This is a genomic window from Winogradskyella sp. PG-2, assembly GCF_000828715.1.
Taxonomy (GTDB): domain Bacteria; phylum Bacteroidota; class Bacteroidia; order Flavobacteriales; family Flavobacteriaceae; genus Winogradskyella.
The window spans coordinates 1,922,694-1,945,019 of the sequence record NZ_AP014583.1 but is presented as its reverse complement, the minus strand read 5'-3'; the positions used below and the strand labels follow the sequence as shown (position 1 = coordinate 1,945,019).

Here is a 22,326-nt window from a genome sequence, read left to right as displayed (position 1 = left end):
ACTATTTTCCTAATAAAAATATTATTGGTTGGTCTAATCTACTATTCCAAGAATTTTCAGAGTGATCTGTACCTTCAAAAAACAGATTCTTTGAATTTTCTTCTGTATAACCTTTTGCTTTTAAAATTTCATCTACTCTCGGTGCGTATTGTGGGTAATGCGCATCTAAAGTTTTATTACCATAATCGAAATACAATTTATGTGTGCCAGCTTTTGATAAATTTGCTTCCATATATTTAAAAATCCCATCAGGATATGGGTTATCTTCCATTGGCATAGCTCCAACCCAATGCGTTGATAGACAAGCTGCACCTCCAAACACTATTGGATATTCGCTAATCGCATAGATAGACATTAAACCTCCCATACTTGAACCCATTACGAAAGTATGTTCTCTATCAGTATAAACAGAATAAGAACTATCAATGATGGGTTTTAGTTCTTCAACGACAAATTTTAAGTAGTTGTCACCATTCAGTTTTATATTCTTTTTACCTGCAATATCTACTAGAGAATCTTTTACACTTTCATCTATAAAATTAAATGACTTTTGAGGGTATAAATCTTGCCAACGTAGTTGTGCAATGTTATGTATTGCCACCACAATAAAATCCTTAACTTTTCCTTCTTCAACTAATTGAGTTGCCCATTCATCAACTTTCCATTCTTGCTTATTCCATGTCATTTTACTATCAAATAGCATTTGACCATCGTGCATATACAATACATTATACTTTTTATCACTTGAATAATTTTTAGGCAACCAAATATCTACAGGTCTAGGTGTAATATATTTAGACGGAAAGCTATCAAATCTCAATAATTTACCAGCGTAAAGCTTTACCTCATCAACACTTTTAAATTGATGTGCTGTAGTACTTTGAATATCCGTTTCAAAATTATCTGTTTTAGTATCTTTTGTGTTTTTACATGAAAAACTTAAACAAATAATTAAAATGTAAATTATCTTTTTCATAATTAAAGCTTAGTCGTTAATATGGTTACACCTTTGGACTTTAACTCTATGACATCTCCCCAAAGCTTTGTTTCGCCAGTAATGACATTCTTAAGTGTTTTCCCTTTTAGTCCCATTTCTTCTTGGTAATTGAGATCAATGGTGATAATATCTTCGTTTTTATTTAATATTAAAACGACTATTTCATCTCCAAGAATTCTATACATAAAATAAGTACCAACAAATGGCGCAAAATGTACTGTTTTACCTTCATGAATAGCCTTACTATTCTTCCTATAATTAAAGAGCTTTTTAATAAACGACTGCATATTCTTTTGATCTTCAGTCAAACCTTCTCCTGTAAATGCATTTACAGTATCTCCTTGCCAACCACCTGGGAAATCTGTACGAATTAATCCATGGTCGCCTGGTTTCGCAAAATCATTCATTAAGATTTCAGTACCATAATACATCTGCATAATTCTAGGCATCACAGAGTAGGTTGCCATTGCCATTTTGGTATTTTCAATATCTCCATCCATTTGGGTGAAAATTCGGCTCATATCATGATTGCCTTCAAAAACCATAATATCTTTTGGGCTCGCATAATGAAAATCATTAGCTAAGCCTTCATATATTTTTACTAAGCCTTTATCCCAAGATTCTTTTTCCTTAATACCTTCTACAACTTTTTGTTGCATGGCAAAATCCATTGAAGATTTTAAGTTAGAATCGTAACCATCTCTGTTATTTGCTCCTTCTTGCCAATACCCAATAAGTAGCGGATTGTAACTCCACTCTTCTCCAACAATACTAAAGTTTGGATACTCGGTCATTATTGCACCAGCCCAATCACTCATAAAATCTTTATCTGGATAAGGATAAGTGTCTTGACGAATACCCCCTAACTGAGCAGTTTCAACCCACCATATACTATTTTGAATAATATATTTGGCCATAAAAGGGTTACGTTGATTTAAATCTGGCATTGCATCTACAAACCAACCTTCATTGTTGCCTTTTCTATCTGCTTTAGAAGCATAAATATCTTGATTAGTTGTACGTCTGTGATTAGAAAACTTGGTTACCTCCCAGTTCCAATTTTTAATATTACTCTCATAGTTTTCTTGAAAATTTACCCAATCTTTAAATGGCAAATCTTTCATCCACCAATGTTCTAATCCACAATGGTTTGCAACCTGATCCATAACAAGCTTCATGTTTTTTTCTTTAAGCTTTACGGATAAATCTTTATATTCTTCTATAGTCCCGAAACGAGGATCTATCTGGTATAAATCTGTAACCGCATAGCCATGATACGATCCTTGATGCATATCATTGGTTAACAAGGGTTGAGGCCAAACTGCTGTAAATCCTAAATCATGAATATAATCGATGTATTTAGTAACTCCTGCAATATCACCACCATGTCTTGCATAATCATTGGTTTTATCTGTTGTGGTTTCGAGCATTTCAGGATGACCTTCAATTCCTAAAGGTGTATCGTTAGCTGTAATTCCGTTGACGAAACGATCTGGAGTAATTAAATAAATGGCATCAGAACTATCAAAACCAATATAATCCTCAGCTGACTTTATGCGCTCCTTGAGTTCATAAGTTGCTATTAATTCTTCTCCTTTATCATTTTTAAAATTGATATTGAATTTACCGGCTGAAGTCGTTTCAGATATTACCAGATCTATGAATAAATAATTGTTACTATTATTTCCTTTTGTAACGTTTTCTATTGATAAACCTGAATAGGTTATACTTGGTTTATAATCTGAAATACTAGGGTGTTTTACTAAAAGTTGAAGACTATCGCTCTTAAATCCAATCCACCAATTTGGTGGTTCAATTTTTTTAATATCATTTATTTCAACAAAAGATTCATTTGAAACTGAGGTCGTGTTCTCTGTATTTGTTTTCTCCTTACAAGATGACATTAAAATTAACATGCATATTGAAAGACTTCTTAATTTGTTTTTCATACTTATATCTTTTTTAACGTTCTCAAATTTGGAGAATTAAATGTTTTACACTGTTACCAAACCATTTGGTGATATGGTTACTGATTTTCCATTTACCTTAATTTGTAAATCATGTTCTCCTTCCAACTCAAAATGTGTTTCACTTTGATTTACACTTACTTTTAAAATTTGATTTCTAAAATTGACTTTAAATGAATACGCTTTCCATTGCTCTGGAATTTTTGGTTCAAAAGTTAAGGTGTCATTTTTAACACGCATACCTCCAAAACCTTCTACTATACTCATCCATGTACCAGCCATTGATGTAATGTGCAAACCTTCGTCAACTTCGTGATTATAATCATCTAAATCTAAACGCGATGTTCTTAGATAAAAGGTGTAAGCTTGTTCCATACGATCTAACTTTGCAGCCTGAATACTATGTACGCAAGGAGATAATGAACTTTCGTGAACTGTAAAAGGTTCGTAAAAATCGAAATGGCGTTCTAATTCTTCAGTTGTAAATTGATCTTCAAAGAAATACATGCCTTGAAGTGTATCTGCTTGTTTTATGTATGGAGAACGTAATATTCTGTCCCAAGACCATTTTTGATTTATTGGACGTTGCGACTGATCTAAGTCAGCCACTGTAATTAATTCTTTATCTAAAAATCCATCTTGCTGTAAATAAACATTGTGTTTTTCAGAATATGGGAAATACATATCATCAGCTACTTTTTTCCAAAGTGCTAATTCTTCATGCGTAATTTTTGTTTTGCCAGAAATTCGAGTATAGTCATCTTCAAAACCACCTTTTATCCTTTCTATATTTTCTAAGGCATAGTTAATACACCATTGTGCTACATAGTTTGTGTACCAATTATTGTTAACGTTATTTTCGTATTCGTTAGGTCCTGTAACTCCAAGAATTACGTATTTATTTTTTTCTGTTGAAAATGTTGCCCTTTGATGCCAAAAACGAGCAATACCTATTAATACTTCTAATCCCATTTCTGGTATATAGCTATAGTCACCTGTATATCTGTAATAGTTAAAAATAGCAAATGCAATGGCTCCATTTCTATGAATTTCCTCAAAAGTAATTTCCCATTCGTTGTGGCATTCTTCACCATTCATGGTTACCATAGGATATAAAGCCGCACCATTTTTAAAACCTAGTTTTTCAGCATTTTCAATAGCTTTTTCTAAATGTTTATACCTGTAGGTTAGTAAATTCCTTGCAACACTTTGATCTTTGGTAGCCATGTAAAAAGGAATACAATAGGCTTCGGTATCCCAATAGGTACTTCCTCCATATTTTTCGCCAGTAAATCCTTTTGGTCCAATATTTAATTGTGGATCAGTCCCAAGATAGGTTTGATTTAAATGAAAAATATTAAATCTAATACCTTGCTGAGCTTTAACATCACCATCAATAGTAATGTCAGCCATATCCCAAATTTTAGCCCAAGCATTTTTTTGCGCGTTTAGCAAAAATGAAAAACCTGACTTTGTACCCTTCTTTAAAATTGATTTTGCAATACTTACCAATTCATTTTTACTATGATTTCTATCTACAGTATAACCACCGAACTTATGAATTGAATATATTTCATTTTGCTTTACCTCATAGCTATAGCTAAAAGAAGCATAATTAGCATCAGCCTTTATATTTGGTTCTATGATAACTGATTTTCCATCGATAAAAACTTGCGACTCCATGAACGTACAAGTGTAAAAATCTGTTTTCATAGTTTTAGCTTGAATGAAAGCCTGATTATTTTCGTGACTCACATTCAAAGTATCCCAAAACTTATCATCCCAATTGGTATCTTCGTTTGTAATACCACTATCAATGTATGGTTTGTAGTTAATTGTAGCATCTGTATTCAATGGTTTTACCGAATACTCAACAACACCTAATTCGTCTATATCTAAGCTTAAGAAACGCTTTACATTGACTTCAACTTTAATGTCATTTTGAAGGGTGGCTACAAAACTTCTAGACAACCAACCTTCTTTCATGTTAAGCTCCCTTTTAAAATTTTCAACCTTTTTACAGGTGTTAAGATCTAAAGGTTCATCATTTATAAAAACGTTAATACCTATCCAGTTTGGTGCATTAAGCACTTTGGCAAAATATTCTGGATAACCGTTTTTCCACCAACCTACTCTTGTCTTATCCGGATAATAAACTCCTGCGATATAACTCCCTTGAAATGTTGAGCCAGAATACTGCTCTTCAAAATTTGCACGTTGTCCCATTGCACCATTACCTATACTAAATAGACTTTCTGATGCCTTAACTCGATCTGGATGAAATCCTTCTTCTACAATTGACCAAGAATTTGGTATGATATAATCTAGATTCATTTATTTTTTTTTAAAACCTTAATGATAAGGCTATGTTTTTTTTAATTATTGATTAATTTATTGATGAAATCATCTGAGATTTCAGTAAAATCTTTGAATACATATTGCGCATCACCTAAAACAGCTTCATTACCTATACCAATAGATATCATATTAGCTGTATTTGCAGCTTCTACACCAGCAACTGAATCTTCAAAAACAATACAATCTTTTGGTTTTATATTTAATAATTTAGCTGCTATTAAAAACACTTCTGGGTCTGGTTTAGCTTTACTAACATCATTGCCATCTACTATAGCATCAAAATGTTTTTTTAATGCAACACGTTCTAAAATAATTCTAGCATTTTTACTTGCAGAACCCAATGATATTGGTTGTTGTTTCTCTATCAATGTTTCTAAAACCCTTGGTACATCTGGCAAAATTTCATCGCTACTCATTTCTGCGATATAGCTCAAATATTCCTCGTTCTTTTTACCCATAAGCTCAGTAAATTGAGCTTCGGATATAGTTTTATTTCCCCAAGCTAATATTTTTTCTAATGAGTGTACACGACTTACTCCTTTAAGTTGCTCGTTTTCTTCTTCTGTAAAGTCTATATCTAAACTTTTAGCTAGTCTTTGCCATGCTAAAAAATGATATTTAGCAGTGTCTACAATAACACCATCTAGATCGAATATGAATCCTTTTTTGTTCATTAAATTTATTTTGAAATAGAATCTTTTACTCTTAATGTTAGAAGTCCTGCAACTATCATTGAAATTCCACCAACAAATAAAGCGTAAACAGGTTCATTATTGAAAAATTTTGAAACCATAAATCCTAATATGGAAGCTGCTACAAGTTGCGGAATTACAATAAAAAAATTAAATACTCCCATATAATAGCCCATTTTACTAGCCGGTAATGATCCAGATAACATAGCGTAAGGAATTGAAAGGATTGATGCCCATGCTATACCTATTCCTATCATAGGTAACCATTCTAAATTTATTGAAGTAGGATTACTAATAAAATAAATAGACATTAAACCGAATCCACCAGCAACTAGAGCTAAAAAATGTGTAAACTTTCTACTGGTACGTTTAGCTAACAATGGCAATAGAAATGCAACAGCAGCTGCTATTATATTATAATTAGCAAACATATTATTTACTCTATTAGCACCAGTATTATATGCCTCTGAAGTTGCATCTACAGTACTGTAAATATGTTCAGTAACTGCAGGTGTCATATAAATCCACATTGAAAATAATGCAAACCAAGAAAAGAACTGAACCCAAGCAAGTTGTTTCATAACTGTTGGCATATTCTGAAAGTCATTCATTATTGCGACAAAACCATTTTTATGATTCCCACTTTTCTGCATAAATCCTGAAACAATTAATGACAAACCACCAAAAGTTAATAAGCCTATGGTTAAAACATATAAATCTTTTTTAAGTTCGTACCTATAAATTAAATAGCTCGTAATTAAACCAATGATAAAAACAATTAAACCATTTTTAATATGTGATTTTCCATTGGAAGTGAACCAACTTTCTGATTTTTCTTCTACTTTATAGTTATTAGATTCAGCCTCTTCAAAAACCTTCATTTCTTCCGGACTATATTCTTTTGATTTTATAACTGTCCACAAAACTGCAATTAAAAAAACTGCACCTCCAATGTAAAATGAATATTTTACAGAATCTGGTATAACTCCTTCAGGAGCTGTATTTGCAACACCATAATAGGTAAGAATATTTGGAAGTTTTGAAGCTACATAAGCTCCAATTCCGATAAAAAAGCTTTGCATTGCAAATCCTTTTGTGGCTTGATGGTCTGGTAGATTATCCCCTACAAATGCTCTAAAAGGCTCCATTGAGACATTAATAGAAGCATCCATAATCCACAACATTCCTGCAGCAAACCATAAAACTGGTGAATTTGGCATAATGAATAATGCCAGAGAGGCAAGGATAGCTCCAATTAAGAAATAAGGTCTTCTTCTTCCTAATTTAGGATGCCATGTTCTATCGCTAAAATAACCTATAATAGGCTGAATAATCAAACCTGTAAGTGGTGCAGCAACCCATAAAATAGGGATGTCTTCTATTTCTGCTCCTAAAGTTTGAAAAATTCTACTAACATTAGCATTTTGTAGGGCAAAACCCATTTGAATACCTAAGAAACCGAAACTCATGTTCCAAATTTCCCAAAATCCGAGTGTACGCTTTTCCATGAAATAGTATGTTTAAATTAATACTATTCTGACAAGCTATGCTTATCAAAACTTATGCGTAGAAGTGAAAATATAAGTTTTGATTATGCGGTAAAGATATAAAAGATTTTAAAATAGCAATATTAAATTTCTATTTAGTGGATTCTCGTTCTATTAAATCGGTAGGAATAACTACTGTTTGGTAGACTTCATCTTCTTCTTCATTTTCACTCTCTAATTTGTCAATTAATAAATCTGCAGCTCTTTCACCCATCTGTTGTGCATGTTGACTAACAGTAGTTAAACCTGGTGTAGCATGCTTTGACAGAACGCCATCTGTAAATCCTATAACTTGTATATCATTAGGTATATCTAATCCTAATTTCCTTGCCACTTTCATAGCAGATAGTGCGTACAGTTCATTTACTGCAAAAACACCGTCAATAGAATTATTTGATTTAAAAAGTTGCTCTATCTCTTTTTCGAGCGCATCAAGATGAACTTCATAATCGAGAGTGTCATCTACCTTCAATATTAAATTAGCTTGAGGAGTTATTTTATGATCTTCCAAAGCCTCCAAATAACCCTGAGTTCTCAATTTACCAACACTTACATAATCCTTGGTAGTTATTAAAGCGATATGCTTGCATTCATTTTCTATCAATTTTTCAACTGCTTTTCTAGCGCCTTTAAAATCATCAACAATAACTTTATCGCATTGCATATCTGACACAACACGATCAAACATTACAATAGGCATACCTTGACTCATAGTTTCGTTAAAATGATGATAATCTTGAAGTTGCTGTGTTTCTTTAGAAATTGACAATATAAAACCGTCTATACTCCCATTCGCAAGCATTTCCATATTGATAACTTCCTTGGAAAAAGACTCATTGGACAACCCAATAATTACATTATAGCCTCTTTTATTAGCTATTAATTCTACTCCTCTAATCACTTTTGAAAAAAAGTGATGTACTATCTCAGGAATAATAATCCCAATAGTGTTAGTCCTTCTGTTTTTAAGGCTTAAAGCAATATTATTAGGACGATAGTTATATAGCTTAGCAAAAGCTTGAACTTTTTGGATAGTATCTGCACTAATCTCAGAACTATCTCTTAATGCTTTAGACACTGTTGAGATAGAAACATCTAATTCTCGAGCTATCTGTTTGAGGGTGATTTTTCGTTTCATTTTAACTAAAAGTTACTCGCGAAGATAAGTTAAAAAAAAGTTTACGATTTTTTGAATTCTCAATTTTAACACGCTTTTTTTGAAAAAGCCTCAGTTTTTCATTATTTTTTCTATTAATACTGTGTTTCGAAAAAAGTTTTTAACACGAAAACGTTTTCGTTAGTGTTGACGGGAGTTTTAACGTTTATAACATATTTATTTTACATAGATTTAACCCGAGAAGTGAAAATATAAATCAAAAAACTAAGCAATTAACTTAAAAACATTGTATGAAAACATTCTTAAATGCTTTACTATTCTGTCTCATCATGGTACCCGCTACATTGATAGCGCAATCAACCGTCACTGGTACAGTAACAGATAAAGCAAACGCTATGCCTTTACCAGGCGTAAACGTCATTGTTAAAGGTACTTCAAGAGGTGCTTCCACGGATTTTGATGGAAACTATACTCTGCAAGTCAATCAAGGAGAAACTATTGTTATATCTTATTTAGGTTATACCACTCAAGAAATTGTCTTTAATGGTGAATCGAAAATTGATGTAGTTTTAGAAGAAGATGCTGCTCAATTAGATGAAGTAGTACTTATTGGATATGGTTCTACTACAAAACAAGATGCCACAGGTGCTGTTGAAAAAGTAGATGACAAAGAATTTAATCGAGGTGCCATTGTCGCACCTCAACAACTTATAGCTGGTAAAGCTGCTGGTGTAAGAATTACATCTGGCGGAGGAGCTGCTGGTGAAGGTGGTGAAATTAGAATTCGTGGTGGTGCTTCATTATCTGCAAGCAACAACCCACTTATTGTAATTGACGGTTTACCTATTGACCAGCGTGGTGGTTCTCAAGGAAGCCGTAATGCTTTAAATGCAATCAACCCAGCTGATATTGCTGATTTTGTTGTTTTAAAAGATGCTTCTGCTACGGCTATATATGGTTCGAGAGCTTCTAATGGTGTAATTTTAATTACAACTAAGAAAGGTACTGCTAATCAACCTTTAAAAGTTGAGTATGGACTTCAAGCTTCTACTAGACGTATAACAAATACTGTAGATGTATTAAGCGCACAGCAATACAGAGCATTAGCTTCTGAAAATGGGGTTGCCTCTACATCATTCGGGAATTCAAGTACAGATTGGCAAGACCAAATATTCACCACAGGCATTGGTGCAATTCATAATATAACAGCCTCTAAAGGTTATGAGAATTTTAACTTTAGAGTAAATTTTAACCACGTATCACAAGAAGGGCCTTTATTAGGAGATTTGTATGAACGAAATGGTTTCAATACTTCTTTTGTACATCGCTTTTTAGATAACGATTTAAAATTAACTTTAGTTGCTAGAGCAATTCAAGATGAATACAATTATGCTCCTGACGGTGCTATTGGAGAAGCCGTTAGATTTGACCCAACACAATCAGTTTTGGACGAAAATGGTAATTTTACGCAATTAGGTGTTGCTTTAGCTCCTGCTAATCCTGTATGGAGATTAGAAAACACAAATAACAGACAACGTATTAAACGTGTTATCTCAAACTTTAACATAGATTACAAGCTATGGTTTTTAGAAGGTTTAAAATTTAACTTAAATGCTGGTATCGATTACGCAGAAAATGAAGGAGCAAATTATGGTCCTGCTAATCCTAATAATGATGATGCTTTTCCTTTTGTAGGATTTTCTAATGGACTAAATAGAAATACGGCTCTAGATTTTTTCTTTAACTATAAAACGGATATTGAATCTATTAATACCAAGTTAGATGTTACAGCTGGTCATGCTTTTCAAGAATTCTATGTTCGTACAGATATAGACGAAACTTCTGGTCCTAATGTAACAGTAGATACAGATATTAACAGAAATGCCTTAGAATCTTATTTTGCAAGAGCGAGTTTTGATATTGCTGATAAATATTTAATCTCTGCAAGTTATAGACGTGATGGATCTTCAAGATTTAGCGAAGATAATCGTTGGGGATCTTTCCCAGGAGTATCTGTAGGTTGGAAAATAATGAATGAGGACTTTATGGAAGATTCTTTCTTTTCTAACTTAAAACTTAGAGGTGGTTGGGGTGTTACTGGTCAACAAGAGATTGGTCCAAACTATGGCTACTTAGGTTTATATACTCCATCTAGAAATAACCAAGCTAATATTCAATTTGGTACAACTGTGAATGGAGAACCTATTTTTATACAAACATTAAGACCAGAAGGTTTTGATGAAGAACTTAAATGGGAGGAAACAACGCAATATAATGTTGCCTTAGATTTTGGTTTCTTCAATAATAGATTAACTGGTACAGTTGATGCTTATTATAGAGAAACTGAAGATTTATTAGCTACAGTACCTGTACCTGCTGGTTCTAACCTTACAGATTTAATTACTACAAATGTTGGTGCTATTACAAGTAAGGGTGTCGAATTTAGCTTAAATGGAGTTATTGCTCAAAAAGAAGATTTTGGATGGGATACAAACTTCAATGTAACTTTCCAAGAACAAGAAATTACAAAATTAAGTTTAAGTGATGATCCTAATTTCTTTATACAAACTGGTGGTATTTCTGGTGGTGTTGGTAACAACATTCAATTATGGAAGCCAGGTTTTGACCCATCTACATTCTTTGTCTTTAGACAAGTATATGATAGTGCAGGTCAACCAATTGAAGGAGCCTATGTAGATGTTAATGGTGATAACCAAATAACAGAAGCAGATAGACAGGCCTACAAAAAAGCAACGCCAGATGCATTCATTGGTTTCACAAACAATTTTAGATATAAGAATTTAGATTTAAACTTTACGTTTAGAGGAAGTTTTGGAAACTATGTTTATAATAACAATGCATCATCTAATGGTAATATTAATGCCATTACTGGTCAGGCTGGTTATTTAGCTAATGCACATTCTGATGTATTAAATACAGGATTCGCAAATCAGAATTTATTTTCTGATGCTTACATAGAACGCGCAGATTTTGTAAGATTAGATAATATATCTTTAGGTTATACGATCCCGTTTTCAAAAATGACGATGAGAGCATCTTTGACAGCTACAAATGTATTTGTAATAACAGAATACAGTGGTCTTGATCCTGAAATAGGGAATGGTATAGAAAATAATTTCTATCCAAGAACAAGAGATGTTGTATTAGGATTAAACTTTACTTTTTAAAAAATGATGAATAATTATATAAACAACAAAGCTATGATGTTAAGAACAATTAAAAGTATTTTAGTTGTTATCACACTCGCATTTTTTATGCAATCTTGTGATGACAGACTAAATTTACAGCCAGAAGACGAACGTCTTACAGCTGATGCGGCATTTGAAGATCCTGCAGCTTATAAGGAAGCTTTAGCGAAAATTTACGCAGGTATTTCTTTAAGTGGACAACAAGGACCAGCTGGTGCACCTGATTTAGCCGGCTTAGATGAAGGATTTTCCAACTATTTAAGACTGTATTGGAAGATGCAAGAGTTAACTACAGACGAAGCTATCATTGGTTGGAATGACGGTACAATTCAAGATTTGCATGGTCAAACATGGACCTCTGGAAACGAATTTATCAGAACAATGTATACTAGATTAATGTATCAAGTTACATTAACTAATGAATTTTTACGTCAAACTACAGACTCTAAATTAGATGGTCGTGGAGTAGATGCTACACTGAGAGCAGAAATCCAAACGTATAGAGCTGAAGCAAGATTCATGAGAGCATTAACTTATTGGCATGCTATGGATTTATTTGCTAATCCACCGTTTGTAACTGAAGATGATGCTTCAGGAGCTTTTCTTCCTGAGCAAATTCAACGTGCTGATTTATTTACTTATGTAGAATCTGAATTGTTAGCAATTTTAGCTGAAATGGCTGCGCCACGTATGAACGAATATGGTAGAGCAGATAGAGCTGCAGCATGGATGGTTTTAGCTAAACTATATTTAAATGCCGAAGTATATACAGGCACAGCACGTAATGCTGATGTACTTACTTATATTAACAATATTATCGGATCTGGATATTCTATTCCAAATATTCCTTACTTCCATTCTTTCTTAGCAGATAATGATTCTAATGGAGCTCAAGAAGAAGTTATATTTACAATTCCTTTCGATGGTTTAAGAACTCAAGCCTTTGGCGGGATGACTTTTCTAGTACATGCACCAGTTGGTGGTTCTATGAATCCTGCTGATTTTGGAATTAATGGTGGCTGGTTTGGAGTCCGTACTACACCTACATTTGTTGAGCAATTTCCTGGAGAAGAAAATTCTGCAGATGGACGTGCGCTTTTATACACTGACGGTCAAAACAAAGATATTGAAGAAGTTGGACCTTTTAATCAAGGTTATGCCGTAGCAAAATACAGAAATGTAGATGTAAATGGTAATCCAGGGTCTGATTCTTCTGGTGATCATACTGATATCGACTTTCCAATGTTTAGATTAGCTGATGCTTATTTAATGTATGCAGAGGCAACACTAAGAGGTGGAGGTGGCACTATGAGTACAGCAGTTGGATATATCAACGAATTAAGAGAACGTGCTTATGGAGATACTAGTGGAAACATTACCGAAACAGATTTAACATTAGATTTTATTATCGATGAGCGTTCAAGAGAATTATATTTTGAAGCGCATAGAAGACAAGATTTAGTAAGATTTGGTCAGTTTTCAAATCAAGGTATTTGGCAATGGAAAGGTGGAGTTCCTCAAGGAGCAACTACTGAATCTTACAGAGACATTATGCCAATTCCTGCAACAGACTTAGGAATTAATACAAACTTAGAACAAAATACAGGATACTAATTAACACTATAGATTAACATGAAAAAATTATCAATTTTAGGCCTTTTCATCTTTGCCTTAATAAGTTTTAATAGTTGTGAAACAGAAGATGATGTCGTCTTCACAACAGATAATAATGGTGAATTAGTTTTCACTAACAATTTTTCAGCAGAATATATTCTTTCTCCACAAACTGCTGGTAACTTAGGAGAGCGTTTTACATGGAATAATGCTGCACTAGATGTTCCAACAAATGTAACTTACCAATTAGAGAAATCTATCTCAGGTGATTTTACAGATTTAGAAACTGTAGGTGCAACAACTGGTAACGAAATTGCAATTACAATTGGAGATATGCTTGCATATGCAAACCAAGCTGGATTAGATGCAGATCCTACAACACCAGAACCAAATACAGGTATTGTATATTTTAGACTTAAATCATTTTTAGGTGGTGGAGGTTCTGAGAACTTTTCTCCTACTCAAGCTTTAACTATGGTAATGCAAGAAATCACTGATACGCAAGCAGCAGTTTGTGATTTAGATGAATACTTCTTAGTTGGTGCTGCTGTGAAATTTACAGGATGGGATTGGACAACACCTCAAAGTGCTGTTTGTACAGGCACTAACGTATATACTGTTAACGTTGATTTAATCAACAATGTTGATGGTGACGGTAACTTTAGATTCTTTACTACTGCAACAGATTGGGGTTCTGGAATTAACTATCCAGGTTTTATAGATGATGGTTATACTATCGATCCTATGTTTGAAGATGCAATGGATGGTGATAATAATTTCCTATTCACTGGTCCTTCAGGAAAATATTTCTTAACTATAGATGCATTAAATAAAACCATTACTTTAGACGATCCAACTTCTCAAGGTTCTTGTGATTTAGATCAGTTATGGGCTGTTGGTGCAGGTTTACCAGATGCTGGCTGGGACTGGGGAACACCAGTTCAATTAATGTGTGAAGGTGATGGAGTTTATGCTGGTTGGGTAAATTATACTAGTTCTGTTGATGGAAACAACTTTAGATTCTTTACAACAGCTACAGATTGGGGATCTGGACAAAACTATCCATTCTTTGCTGATGCTGGTTATACTATAGATGCAAATTTTGAGAATGCTGAAGATGGTGACTTAAATTTTGCGTTTATTGGAACAGATGGTCAATATTACACAACTATTGATACGGTAAATAAGACCATTACTTTAGAGTAGTCTAAGTTTTCTAAATTTATTAATATATAATAATTAGTTGAAAAGGCTATGTTGTCAATAACATAGCCTTTCTTATAATATTTCAATGCTATGAAAAAAACATTACAATTTTTTTTATTACTATTTACATTTCAAGCTTATGCTCAAATCACATCAAATCCTGCAGCTTTTGAAGTAAATCAACAAATTACTATTACTGTAGATATTAACAGTACAGATTCTGACTGTAACGGTATTAGTAATCCTGGTTCAGTTTATATGCACTCAGGAATAGGTGATAATACGAATGCATTTGGGTTTAGTGTCATTGGTAATTGGGGACAAGATGATGGCGTAGGCCAAATGACTAATAATGGAGATGGCACACATAGTATAACAATTACACCCGAAACATACTATGGACTTGATGCTACTCAAGCGCAAAATGCTACACAACTTGGTATTGTATTTAGAAATGAAGATGGTACTCAAGAGTTAAAAGCCAATGGTTGCGATGATTTCATTTTAAGAGTAGGAATCGTAAATATTAATATTATTGAACCGACAGGTTCAACAGTTGTTGTTAACTCTGGAGATAATTTAACCGTTAGAACTAGTTTAAATTTTCAAGGAAATTTAACTCCTGGTGCTTTTGAATTATATTTTAATAACGTTTTTCAAACAGGAGGTAATGGGTTTACAACTTATCAAGGTGTAATAAATAATATTACCACTAATGGTACTGTTAGAATAGATGGTTCACCATTATCTTCATCTGAAACTGGTTCAGCTTCTTTTGAAGTTATCGTTGCTCCAACTGTAATAGAAGAAGCGCTTCCTTCTGGGATTAACGATGGTATAAATTATGGTACTGATCCAACAAAAGCAACTTTAGTCTTAACTGCACCTGGGAAAGAATTCATTCAAATTGCTGGAAGTTGGAATAACTACACGCCAACCAACAGTGATGTTATGAAACGTGACCCAAGTACTGGTAAATATTGGTTAGAAATAACTGGTTTAACTTCTGGGCAAATTGAAACTTACCAATATTGGGTATATGACACCAATCCAGTTACTGACTCACCAAGTTTAGTGAAAACTGCGGATCCATACTCTGCAATAGTATTATCTCCTTTTGATGATCCTTTTATTCCTGCAAGCACGTATCCTAACTTACCCACTTATCCTACTGGTCAAAGTAGAGAAGTTACTGTATTGCAAACAGGACAAACACCTTATAACTGGCAAGTCACAAATTTTACAAAACCAGTAGAAGAAGATTTAATAGTTTATGAAGTTTTAGTAAGAGATTTTGATGCCGACAGAAACTACCAAGATTTAATTGACCGTATCGATTATTTCAAAGATTTAAATATCAATGCCATTGAATTAATGCCAGTAATGGAATTTGAAGGTAATGAAAGTTGGGGTTATAACACTGCTTTTCATATGGCATTAGATAAGTTTTATGGTACGCAAGATAAATTTAAAGAACTCGTAGATATTTGCCACCAGAATGGAATTGCTGTGATTTTAGACATTGCCTTTAATCATGCATTTGGCCGTAACCCGATGGTCCGCATGTGGATGGATGATCCTGATGGTGATGGTTGGGGAGGCCCTTCAACTGAGAATCCTTATTTTAATGTTTTTCCACAACATGCATTTAATGTAGGAAGTGATTTTGATCATAGTTCTACATTGACTAGGGATTATGTAAAACAAGTTGTAAGCTATTGGATTGATGAATACAAAATTGATGGTTTTCGTTGGGATTTAACCAAAGGGTTTACACAAAACTGCGGTAATGGAACATTTGATGGTGATTTTGGTTGTACTCAAAACTATCAACAAGATCGTGTAGACGTATTAAAAGAATATGCAGATCATTCTTGGTCAATTGACCCAGACCATTATGTAATTTTTGAGCATCTAGGTTCAGATAATGAAGAAAAAGAATGGGCAAATTATCGTTTAGGTGAAGGTAAAGGTATTATGATGTGGGGGAAAATGACTGATCCATATAATGAGCTTACTATGGCTCAGACTGGTGACAAAAATATTAGTAGAATTGGTCATAACGCACATACCGGGTTTAATGGCCCTCGTGTTGTAGGTTATCCCGAAAGTCATGATGAAGAGCGCTTAATGTATAAAAACATTGCTTTTGGAAATACTAGTAATGGTAGCCATAATGTACAAGATTTAAATACTGCACTTTCGAGAATGTCAGCTTTGGGAGCAATTTCTGTTATGGTACCTGGTCCAAAAATGATTTGGCATTTTGGAGAATTGGGTATGGAAAATTCCATTTTCACTTGTCAAGATGGAAGTTATGATAATGATGGTTGTAAACTTGATACAAAACCTCAACCACAGTGGGCAAATAATTGGTTAACTGATGCTTTAAGAAGTCAGATATACGCAGATTGGTCTAAACTACATGCATTAAAAATTAATGAACCTGTTTTCGAAGGAGACTATGCGATAACATCTGGTGACTTAACTCCAAGAATTGATGTTTTTGATAATTCAATTCCTTCAAATGAATTAAGAAATGTTATTATTCTTGCTAATTTTGATGTTACTCCTCAAACAGTGAATACAAATTTCCCTGGAGGTGTTACCTCTACTTGGTATGACTTAATGGATGAAACAGGAAGTACTACTGTTAGTAATTCAACAACATCAATTACAATTCCTGCTGGGCAGTTTAGAATTTTAGGAAATGTTGGTTCAAATGTATTAAGTGTAAATACTAATGAATTATTTAAGTTTAGTATTTATCCAAATCCATCACATACTTCATTTAGTGTAAATGGAAACGTATCGGATATTGAAATCTATAATATTACAGGAAAACTAGTTAAGTCTTTCAATGGTAACTATACAAGAACTGATATTTTCGATATTTCAAGTTTAAATACAGGAATGTATATTGTTAAAGTCGTAGACGCTAACAGTCAAATTATGACTACCAAACTAGTAAAGCTTTAACTATTAAGAATTAGTTGAACAAAAAAAGAGCTTCTCCTAGTGAAGCTCTTTTTTTGTTATATTTCATAAAAAATTAGCATGAAAAGCATATTAAAATTCATCTTAATTGCAGGTGCACTTATGTTAACTTCTCAATCTAAGGTGCAAAATATAAAAGAACACAAATGGAATAAGCGCGTCGTATTATTAATTTCAAAAACACCTAAAAGCTCTAAGTTAGTAAAACAGTTGAATTTATTTAAAAATCAAAATTTAGAATTTAACGAACGTAAACTAATAATCTACAAAGTCCTTCTAGACTCATATAAGTTGAACAATCCTAAACATAAAACTTGGACAAAGTCAAAGAAAATTTTTCAATTTTATAATGAAGAAAAATTAGATTTTAAGATTATCCTTATTGGTCTTGATGGATCTATAAAGTTTGAAACTACTGACATTATCAAACCTTCTAAACTCTATGAAACTATTGATACTATGCCAATGCGCCGAATAGAGCTAAAAAGTAATCGTAAATAAAATTTGATATATTATAAGGTAATAAGATTTTCTTAATCAGTATATACCAAAATTTGTGAAACAAAAAAAGCTCCTTGTTTCCAAGAAGCTTTAAACTATAATAGTACAGGCGGCGAGACTCGAACTCGCACACCTCGCGGCACTAGATCCTAAGTCTAGCGTGTCTACCAATTCCACCACGCCTGCATTAAATTCCCGTAAAAACGGGTTGCAAATATAAACAATAGTTTCAATATTCAAATAGCAATTAAACAAGAAATATTTCGCATTAGTTTTTCTTATTTTTGTTATAAATCAAACACTAATATGCAATCTATTCAATCTTACATCGATGCAAATAAAGACCGTTTCCTTGATGAACTTATAGAACTTTTAAAAATCCCTTCAATAAGTGCTGATTCTGCTTACAAAAACGATGTCTTAAAAACCGCAGAAATTATAAAAACAAGTCTTGAAAATGCAGGCTGTGACCATGTTGAAATATGCGAAACTGATGGTTATCCTATTGTTTATGGTGAAAAAATAATAGATAATAATTTACCAACGGTTTTAGTTTATGGACATTATGATGTGCAACCACCAGACCCATTAGATTTGTGGAATTCACCACCTTTTGAACCTGTGATACAGAATACAGACTTACATCCTGAAGGTGCGATTTTTGCAAGAGGTGCTTGTGATGATAAAGGCCAAATGTATATGCATGTTAAGGCTCTAGAATACATGACCTCGAATAACGAATTACCTTGCAACGTTAAATTTATGATTGAAGGTGAAGAAGAAGTTGGTAGTGCCAATTTAGGAATCTTTGTAGCAAACAACAAGAAGAAACTAGCCAATGATGTTATACTAATTTCTGACACAGGAATGATAGCCAAAGATGTACCTTCTATTACAACTGGCTTAAGAGGTTTAAGTTATGTTGAAGTTGAAGTCACTGGTCCTAATCGTGATTTACATTCTGGATTATATGGAGGTGCTGTGGCTAACCCTATAAATGTATTAACTAAAATGATTGCTTCACTTCATGATGACAATAACCACATTACCATACCAGGATTTTATGATAAAGTTGAAAACTTATCGGATGCTGAACTTGCCGAAATGGCAAAAGCGCCTTTCTCATTAGAGGCATATAAAAAATCTTTAGATATTGAAGCTGTATATGGTGAAGAAGGCTACACTACTAATGAACGCAATTCAATTAGACCAACTTTAGACGTTAATGGAATTTGGGGCGGTTATATTGGAGAAGGAGCAAAAACAGTAATTGCTAGCCAAGCCTTTGCAAAAATATCGATGCGTTTAGTACCAAATCAAGATTGGGAAGAGATTACTGAACTATTCCAAACACATTTTGAAAATATTGCGCCTAAAGGTGTCACTGTAAAAGTAACGCCACATCATGGAGGACAAGGTTATGTGACTCCAATAGATAGTATTGGTTATAAAGCAGCCTCAAAAGCTTATGAGCAAACTTTTGGTAAAACACCAATTCCGCAACGTAGTGGCGGAAGCATTCCTATTGTTTCTCTTTTTGAAAAAGAACTCAAGAGCAAAACTATTTTAATGGGCTTTGGGTTAGATAGTGATGCCATACATTCCCCAAATGAACATTTTGGAATTTGGAACTACTTGAAAGGGATTGAGACTATTCCTTGGTTTTATAAATATTTTACTGAATTAAAAAAATAAATGTTACTAAGTCAAGAACATATAGAACACTGGAAAAATAAGAGTAAACTATTTTTTAGATTCATCTTCTCCTATTTCGCTCTGTATATCATTTTAATGTTTTTGAGCCCATTATTTGAATCTCTTTATAGATGGATTGGCTCTACAATTCTAAATATAGACTATAACTACAATGTAAGTGGGTTTGGAAGTGGAGACCATACTTATGCTTACATTAATCTTTTTGTTAATGTCGTTTTAGCCGTTATAATTTTTACTATATGGTCTATATTAGATCGCCAAAGAAAGAATTATAACAAACTCTTTTATTGGTTTTTAGTCATTGTACGTATTTTCCTTATTGGATTTATGTTTTTATATGGATTTGTTAAAGTATTTCAAATTCAATTTCAAAGTCCATCATTACTGCGTTTATTACAGCCCTTAGGTGAATTTTCACCAATGGGATTAGCATGGATGTATATGGGTTATTCTAAAGGTTTTGGCATATTCGCAGGCCTTATGGAGATTATTGGTGGTTTGTTATTAATCTCAAGAAAAACTACCACTCTGGGCGCTTTTGTTATTATTGGAGTTATGACACAAGTGGCCATGATGAATTTAATGTTTGATATTCCTGTTAAACTTTTTTCAATTCATCTGGTATTTATGGCAGCCATGATTTTTATTACAGATATAAAGCGTTTTTTCTCAGTTTTTATTAAAAATAAGTCAACAGAAAGTTACAACTACTATTACCCTATTTCATCTCCAAGTTATCATAAAACGATCCGGACTTTAAAATACATAATGGTACCATTAATTATAATTGTAGCATGTTTTTTAGGTTATTTAGGAGAACTGAATGTAAGTGATAAAAATCATAAGCCTTCATTTTATGGCATCTGGGAAAGTGAACTATTTATAAAAAATAGTGACACCATCACACCTCTAATTACAGATTCGCAACGATGGCATTACTTAATAATAGAACGGAAAGGAAATGCTATTGTAAAAACAATGGATAACCAGATATTACGTTATAATTTTATCACTGATACAACAAATCAAAAGATTAGCATGTATAGAGTTAAGGGTAATGCTGATAGCCTTAACTTAAGTTATTTGGCTCGAGACAAAGATTATCTTCAACTAGAAGGAAGGCTCAAAAACGATAGTATTAATGTAAAGTTATTTAAAAAAGACCTCAATGATTTTCCGCTTAAAAGTAGAGCGTTTCATTGGATAAATGAACGTCCTTATAATCTCTAATTATTCTTTTACAATTTTATAGGTTGAAGATTTAGTTTCTGAAGCTACATTAACAAAATATACGCCTGTTCTATTTTGCCTGACATCGAGTTCTATATTTTGCGAGTTAGATTCTTTAGATTTTATCAACTTCCCAGTGATATCATAAATAGAAATTTTGAGGTCTTGAAGACTATTATTACTAACGTTTAAAACTGATGATACTGGATTAGGAAAAATTATAACTTCTGAATTAGACAGCTCAGCATTAGAAAGTGTTGGATCAAATCCAGCGGCAGTTGCTAAATATACCGTAATTAATTTTGTAATCTCTGTCATATACTGAAAATCAATATCTTCTTTTTGATCTCCAGAAGTATGATAATCTGGTGTCTGATCATTAGTTTCCCAGGATTCACCTACTAAAACTGCAGAATAGCCTTGATTCCAAAAACGTGAGTGGTCGCTAGCAGCTGTACCTGGATTTACTACAATAGGGTTTAAATCAAAACTATAAGTATTTAAAATTGTAATTAAATCATCTTTTATAGAAACTGAATTTGCGATGTTACGGACATCGATATCAAAATCGTTATCTCCAGCTGTACCTGGTGCATCACCATCATAACCAATCATATCCATATTTATAACGCCTAAAATATTATCTCTTGTATTTCCATTAGTTTCATCAGCCGCTTGTTGCGCATAAAAATTTGCTCCAAGTAAACCTATTTCCTATTCATCCCAAAGTGCATAAACTATCGTACTATTTGTGCATTCATTTGATAATATACGTGCCATTTCTATGACCGCTGAAACTCCAGTAGCGTTATCATCTGCACAAAATGTAGTTACAGAATCATAATGTGCACAAACAATATAGATGTTCTCAGGAGTAGTTTTTCCCATTTGTGTGGCAATAACATTTTTGCCATTAGTATTAAATTCTTGAATACTAACTGTAAGATTGGGAAAGGAGTATAACCGTTCTTCAATATAATCTGCCGCTAAATCATTATTACTTTGTACACGAGTATTGATAGTCTGCAGGCTTCCATTTATCATCGTTGCTTCTTCACCAGAAAGTTCACCAACACTTAATTGTAAATTCGCGTTACTAACTTGATTTATAATATCTTGAATAGATTGAGACGCAGATACGTTAATAAATAGTACTGCGCTTAAAACACATAAAA

Annotated in this window: 14 protein-coding genes, 1 tRNA gene and 1 pseudogene; 7 read left to right on the top strand and 9 right to left on the bottom strand. The window is 33.1% G+C overall.

Annotated features, from left to right (window positions below):
• Position 1: 1 nt before the first annotated feature.
• The 6 genes from WPG_RS08660 to WPG_RS08635 form a co-directional block, all read right to left on the bottom strand.
• The gene (locus WPG_RS08660; RefSeq protein WP_045471345.1) at positions 2–976 is read right to left on the bottom strand and encodes an alpha/beta hydrolase; all 975 of its coding nucleotides are present in this window, start codon (positions 974–976) and stop codon (positions 2–4) included.
• Positions 977–978: 2 nt separating this feature from the next.
• Positions 979–2,946 (bottom strand): glycoside hydrolase family 13 protein, encoded by a 1,968-nt coding sequence (locus WPG_RS08655; protein ID WP_045471342.1) that lies wholly within the window; start codon positions 2,944–2,946, stop codon positions 979–981.
• A 45-nt stretch (positions 2,947–2,991) separates the two neighbouring features.
• Entirely contained in the window at positions 2,992–5,298 is a 2,307-nt protein-coding gene (locus WPG_RS08650) for a glycoside hydrolase family 65 protein (RefSeq protein WP_045471339.1), read from the bottom strand.
• A gap of 41 nt (positions 5,299–5,339) precedes the next feature.
• Positions 5,340–5,996: a beta-phosphoglucomutase gene (gene pgmB, locus WPG_RS08645; RefSeq protein ID WP_045471336.1), complete on the bottom strand. Its 657-nt coding sequence runs from the start codon at positions 5,994–5,996 to the stop codon at positions 5,340–5,342.
• 5 nt (positions 5,997–6,001) lie between these two features.
• On the bottom strand, positions 6,002–7,522 hold the full coding sequence (locus WPG_RS08640) for an MFS transporter (RefSeq protein ID WP_045471333.1): 1,521 nt from the start codon (positions 7,520–7,522) through the stop codon (positions 6,002–6,004).
• 130 nt (positions 7,523–7,652) lie between these two features.
• On the bottom strand, positions 7,653–8,699 hold the full coding sequence (locus WPG_RS08635; protein WP_045471329.1) for a LacI family DNA-binding transcriptional regulator: 1,047 nt from the start codon (positions 8,697–8,699) through the stop codon (positions 7,653–7,655).
• 269 nt (positions 8,700–8,968) lie between these two features.
• Here WPG_RS08635 and WPG_RS08630 point away from each other — a divergent pair, with 269 nt between their 5' ends.
• The 5 genes from WPG_RS08630 (at position 8,969) to WPG_RS08610 (ending at position 18,205) form a co-directional block, all read left to right on the top strand.
• Complete coding sequence (locus tag WPG_RS08630; protein WP_045471326.1) at positions 8,969–11,866, top strand: SusC/RagA family TonB-linked outer membrane protein; 2,898 nt, start codon at positions 8,969–8,971, stop codon at positions 11,864–11,866.
• Positions 11,867–11,902: 36 nt separating this feature from the next.
• Complete coding sequence (locus tag WPG_RS08625) at positions 11,903–13,501, top strand: RagB/SusD family nutrient uptake outer membrane protein (RefSeq protein WP_045475375.1); 1,599 nt, start codon at positions 11,903–11,905, stop codon at positions 13,499–13,501.
• An 18-nt stretch (positions 13,502–13,519) separates the two neighbouring features.
• On the top strand, positions 13,520–14,707 hold the full coding sequence (locus tag WPG_RS17415; protein ID WP_052471201.1) for a SusE domain-containing protein: 1,188 nt from the start codon (positions 13,520–13,522) through the stop codon (positions 14,705–14,707).
• Between the two features lie 90 nt (positions 14,708–14,797).
• On the top strand, positions 14,798–17,686 hold the full coding sequence (locus WPG_RS08615) for an alpha-amylase family glycosyl hydrolase (protein ID WP_045471324.1): 2,889 nt from the start codon (positions 14,798–14,800) through the stop codon (positions 17,684–17,686).
• Positions 17,687–17,764: 78 nt separating this feature from the next.
• Positions 17,765–18,205, top strand: a complete 441-nt coding sequence (locus WPG_RS08610) for a DUF4174 domain-containing protein (RefSeq protein ID WP_045471322.1) — start codon at positions 17,765–17,767, stop codon at positions 18,203–18,205.
• Between the two features lie 104 nt (positions 18,206–18,309).
• On the opposite strand, the gene WPG_RS08605 is transcribed toward WPG_RS08610, so the two are convergent.
• Positions 18,310–18,391, bottom strand: a tRNA-Leu gene (locus tag WPG_RS08605).
• A gap of 120 nt (positions 18,392–18,511) precedes the next feature.
• Here WPG_RS08605 and WPG_RS08600 point away from each other — a divergent pair.
• Both WPG_RS08600 and WPG_RS08595 read left to right on the top strand, forming a co-directional pair.
• A complete protein-coding gene (locus tag WPG_RS08600) occupies positions 18,512–19,900 on the top strand; it encodes a dipeptidase (protein ID WP_045471320.1) in 1,389 nt (462 codons plus the stop codon).
• Positions 19,901–21,151, top strand: coding sequence for a DoxX family protein (locus tag WPG_RS08595; protein ID WP_144374445.1), 1,251 nt, complete (start codon positions 19,901–19,903; stop codon positions 21,149–21,151).
• Here WPG_RS08595 and WPG_RS18600 read toward each other — a convergent pair whose 3' ends face one another.
• Together WPG_RS18600 and WPG_RS18595 are read right to left on the bottom strand one after the other, a co-directional pair.
• On the bottom strand, positions 21,152–21,469 hold the full coding sequence (locus WPG_RS18600; protein ID WP_231850286.1) for a T9SS type A sorting domain-containing protein: 318 nt from the start codon (positions 21,467–21,469) through the stop codon (positions 21,152–21,154). It abuts the gene before it with no gap.
• Positions 21,455–22,195, bottom strand: a pseudogene (locus tag WPG_RS18595) (M28 family metallopeptidase); the annotation flags it as partial. The gene WPG_RS18600 and the pseudogene WPG_RS18595, both read right to left, overlap by 15 nt.
• Positions 22,196–22,326 lie beyond the last annotated feature (131 nt).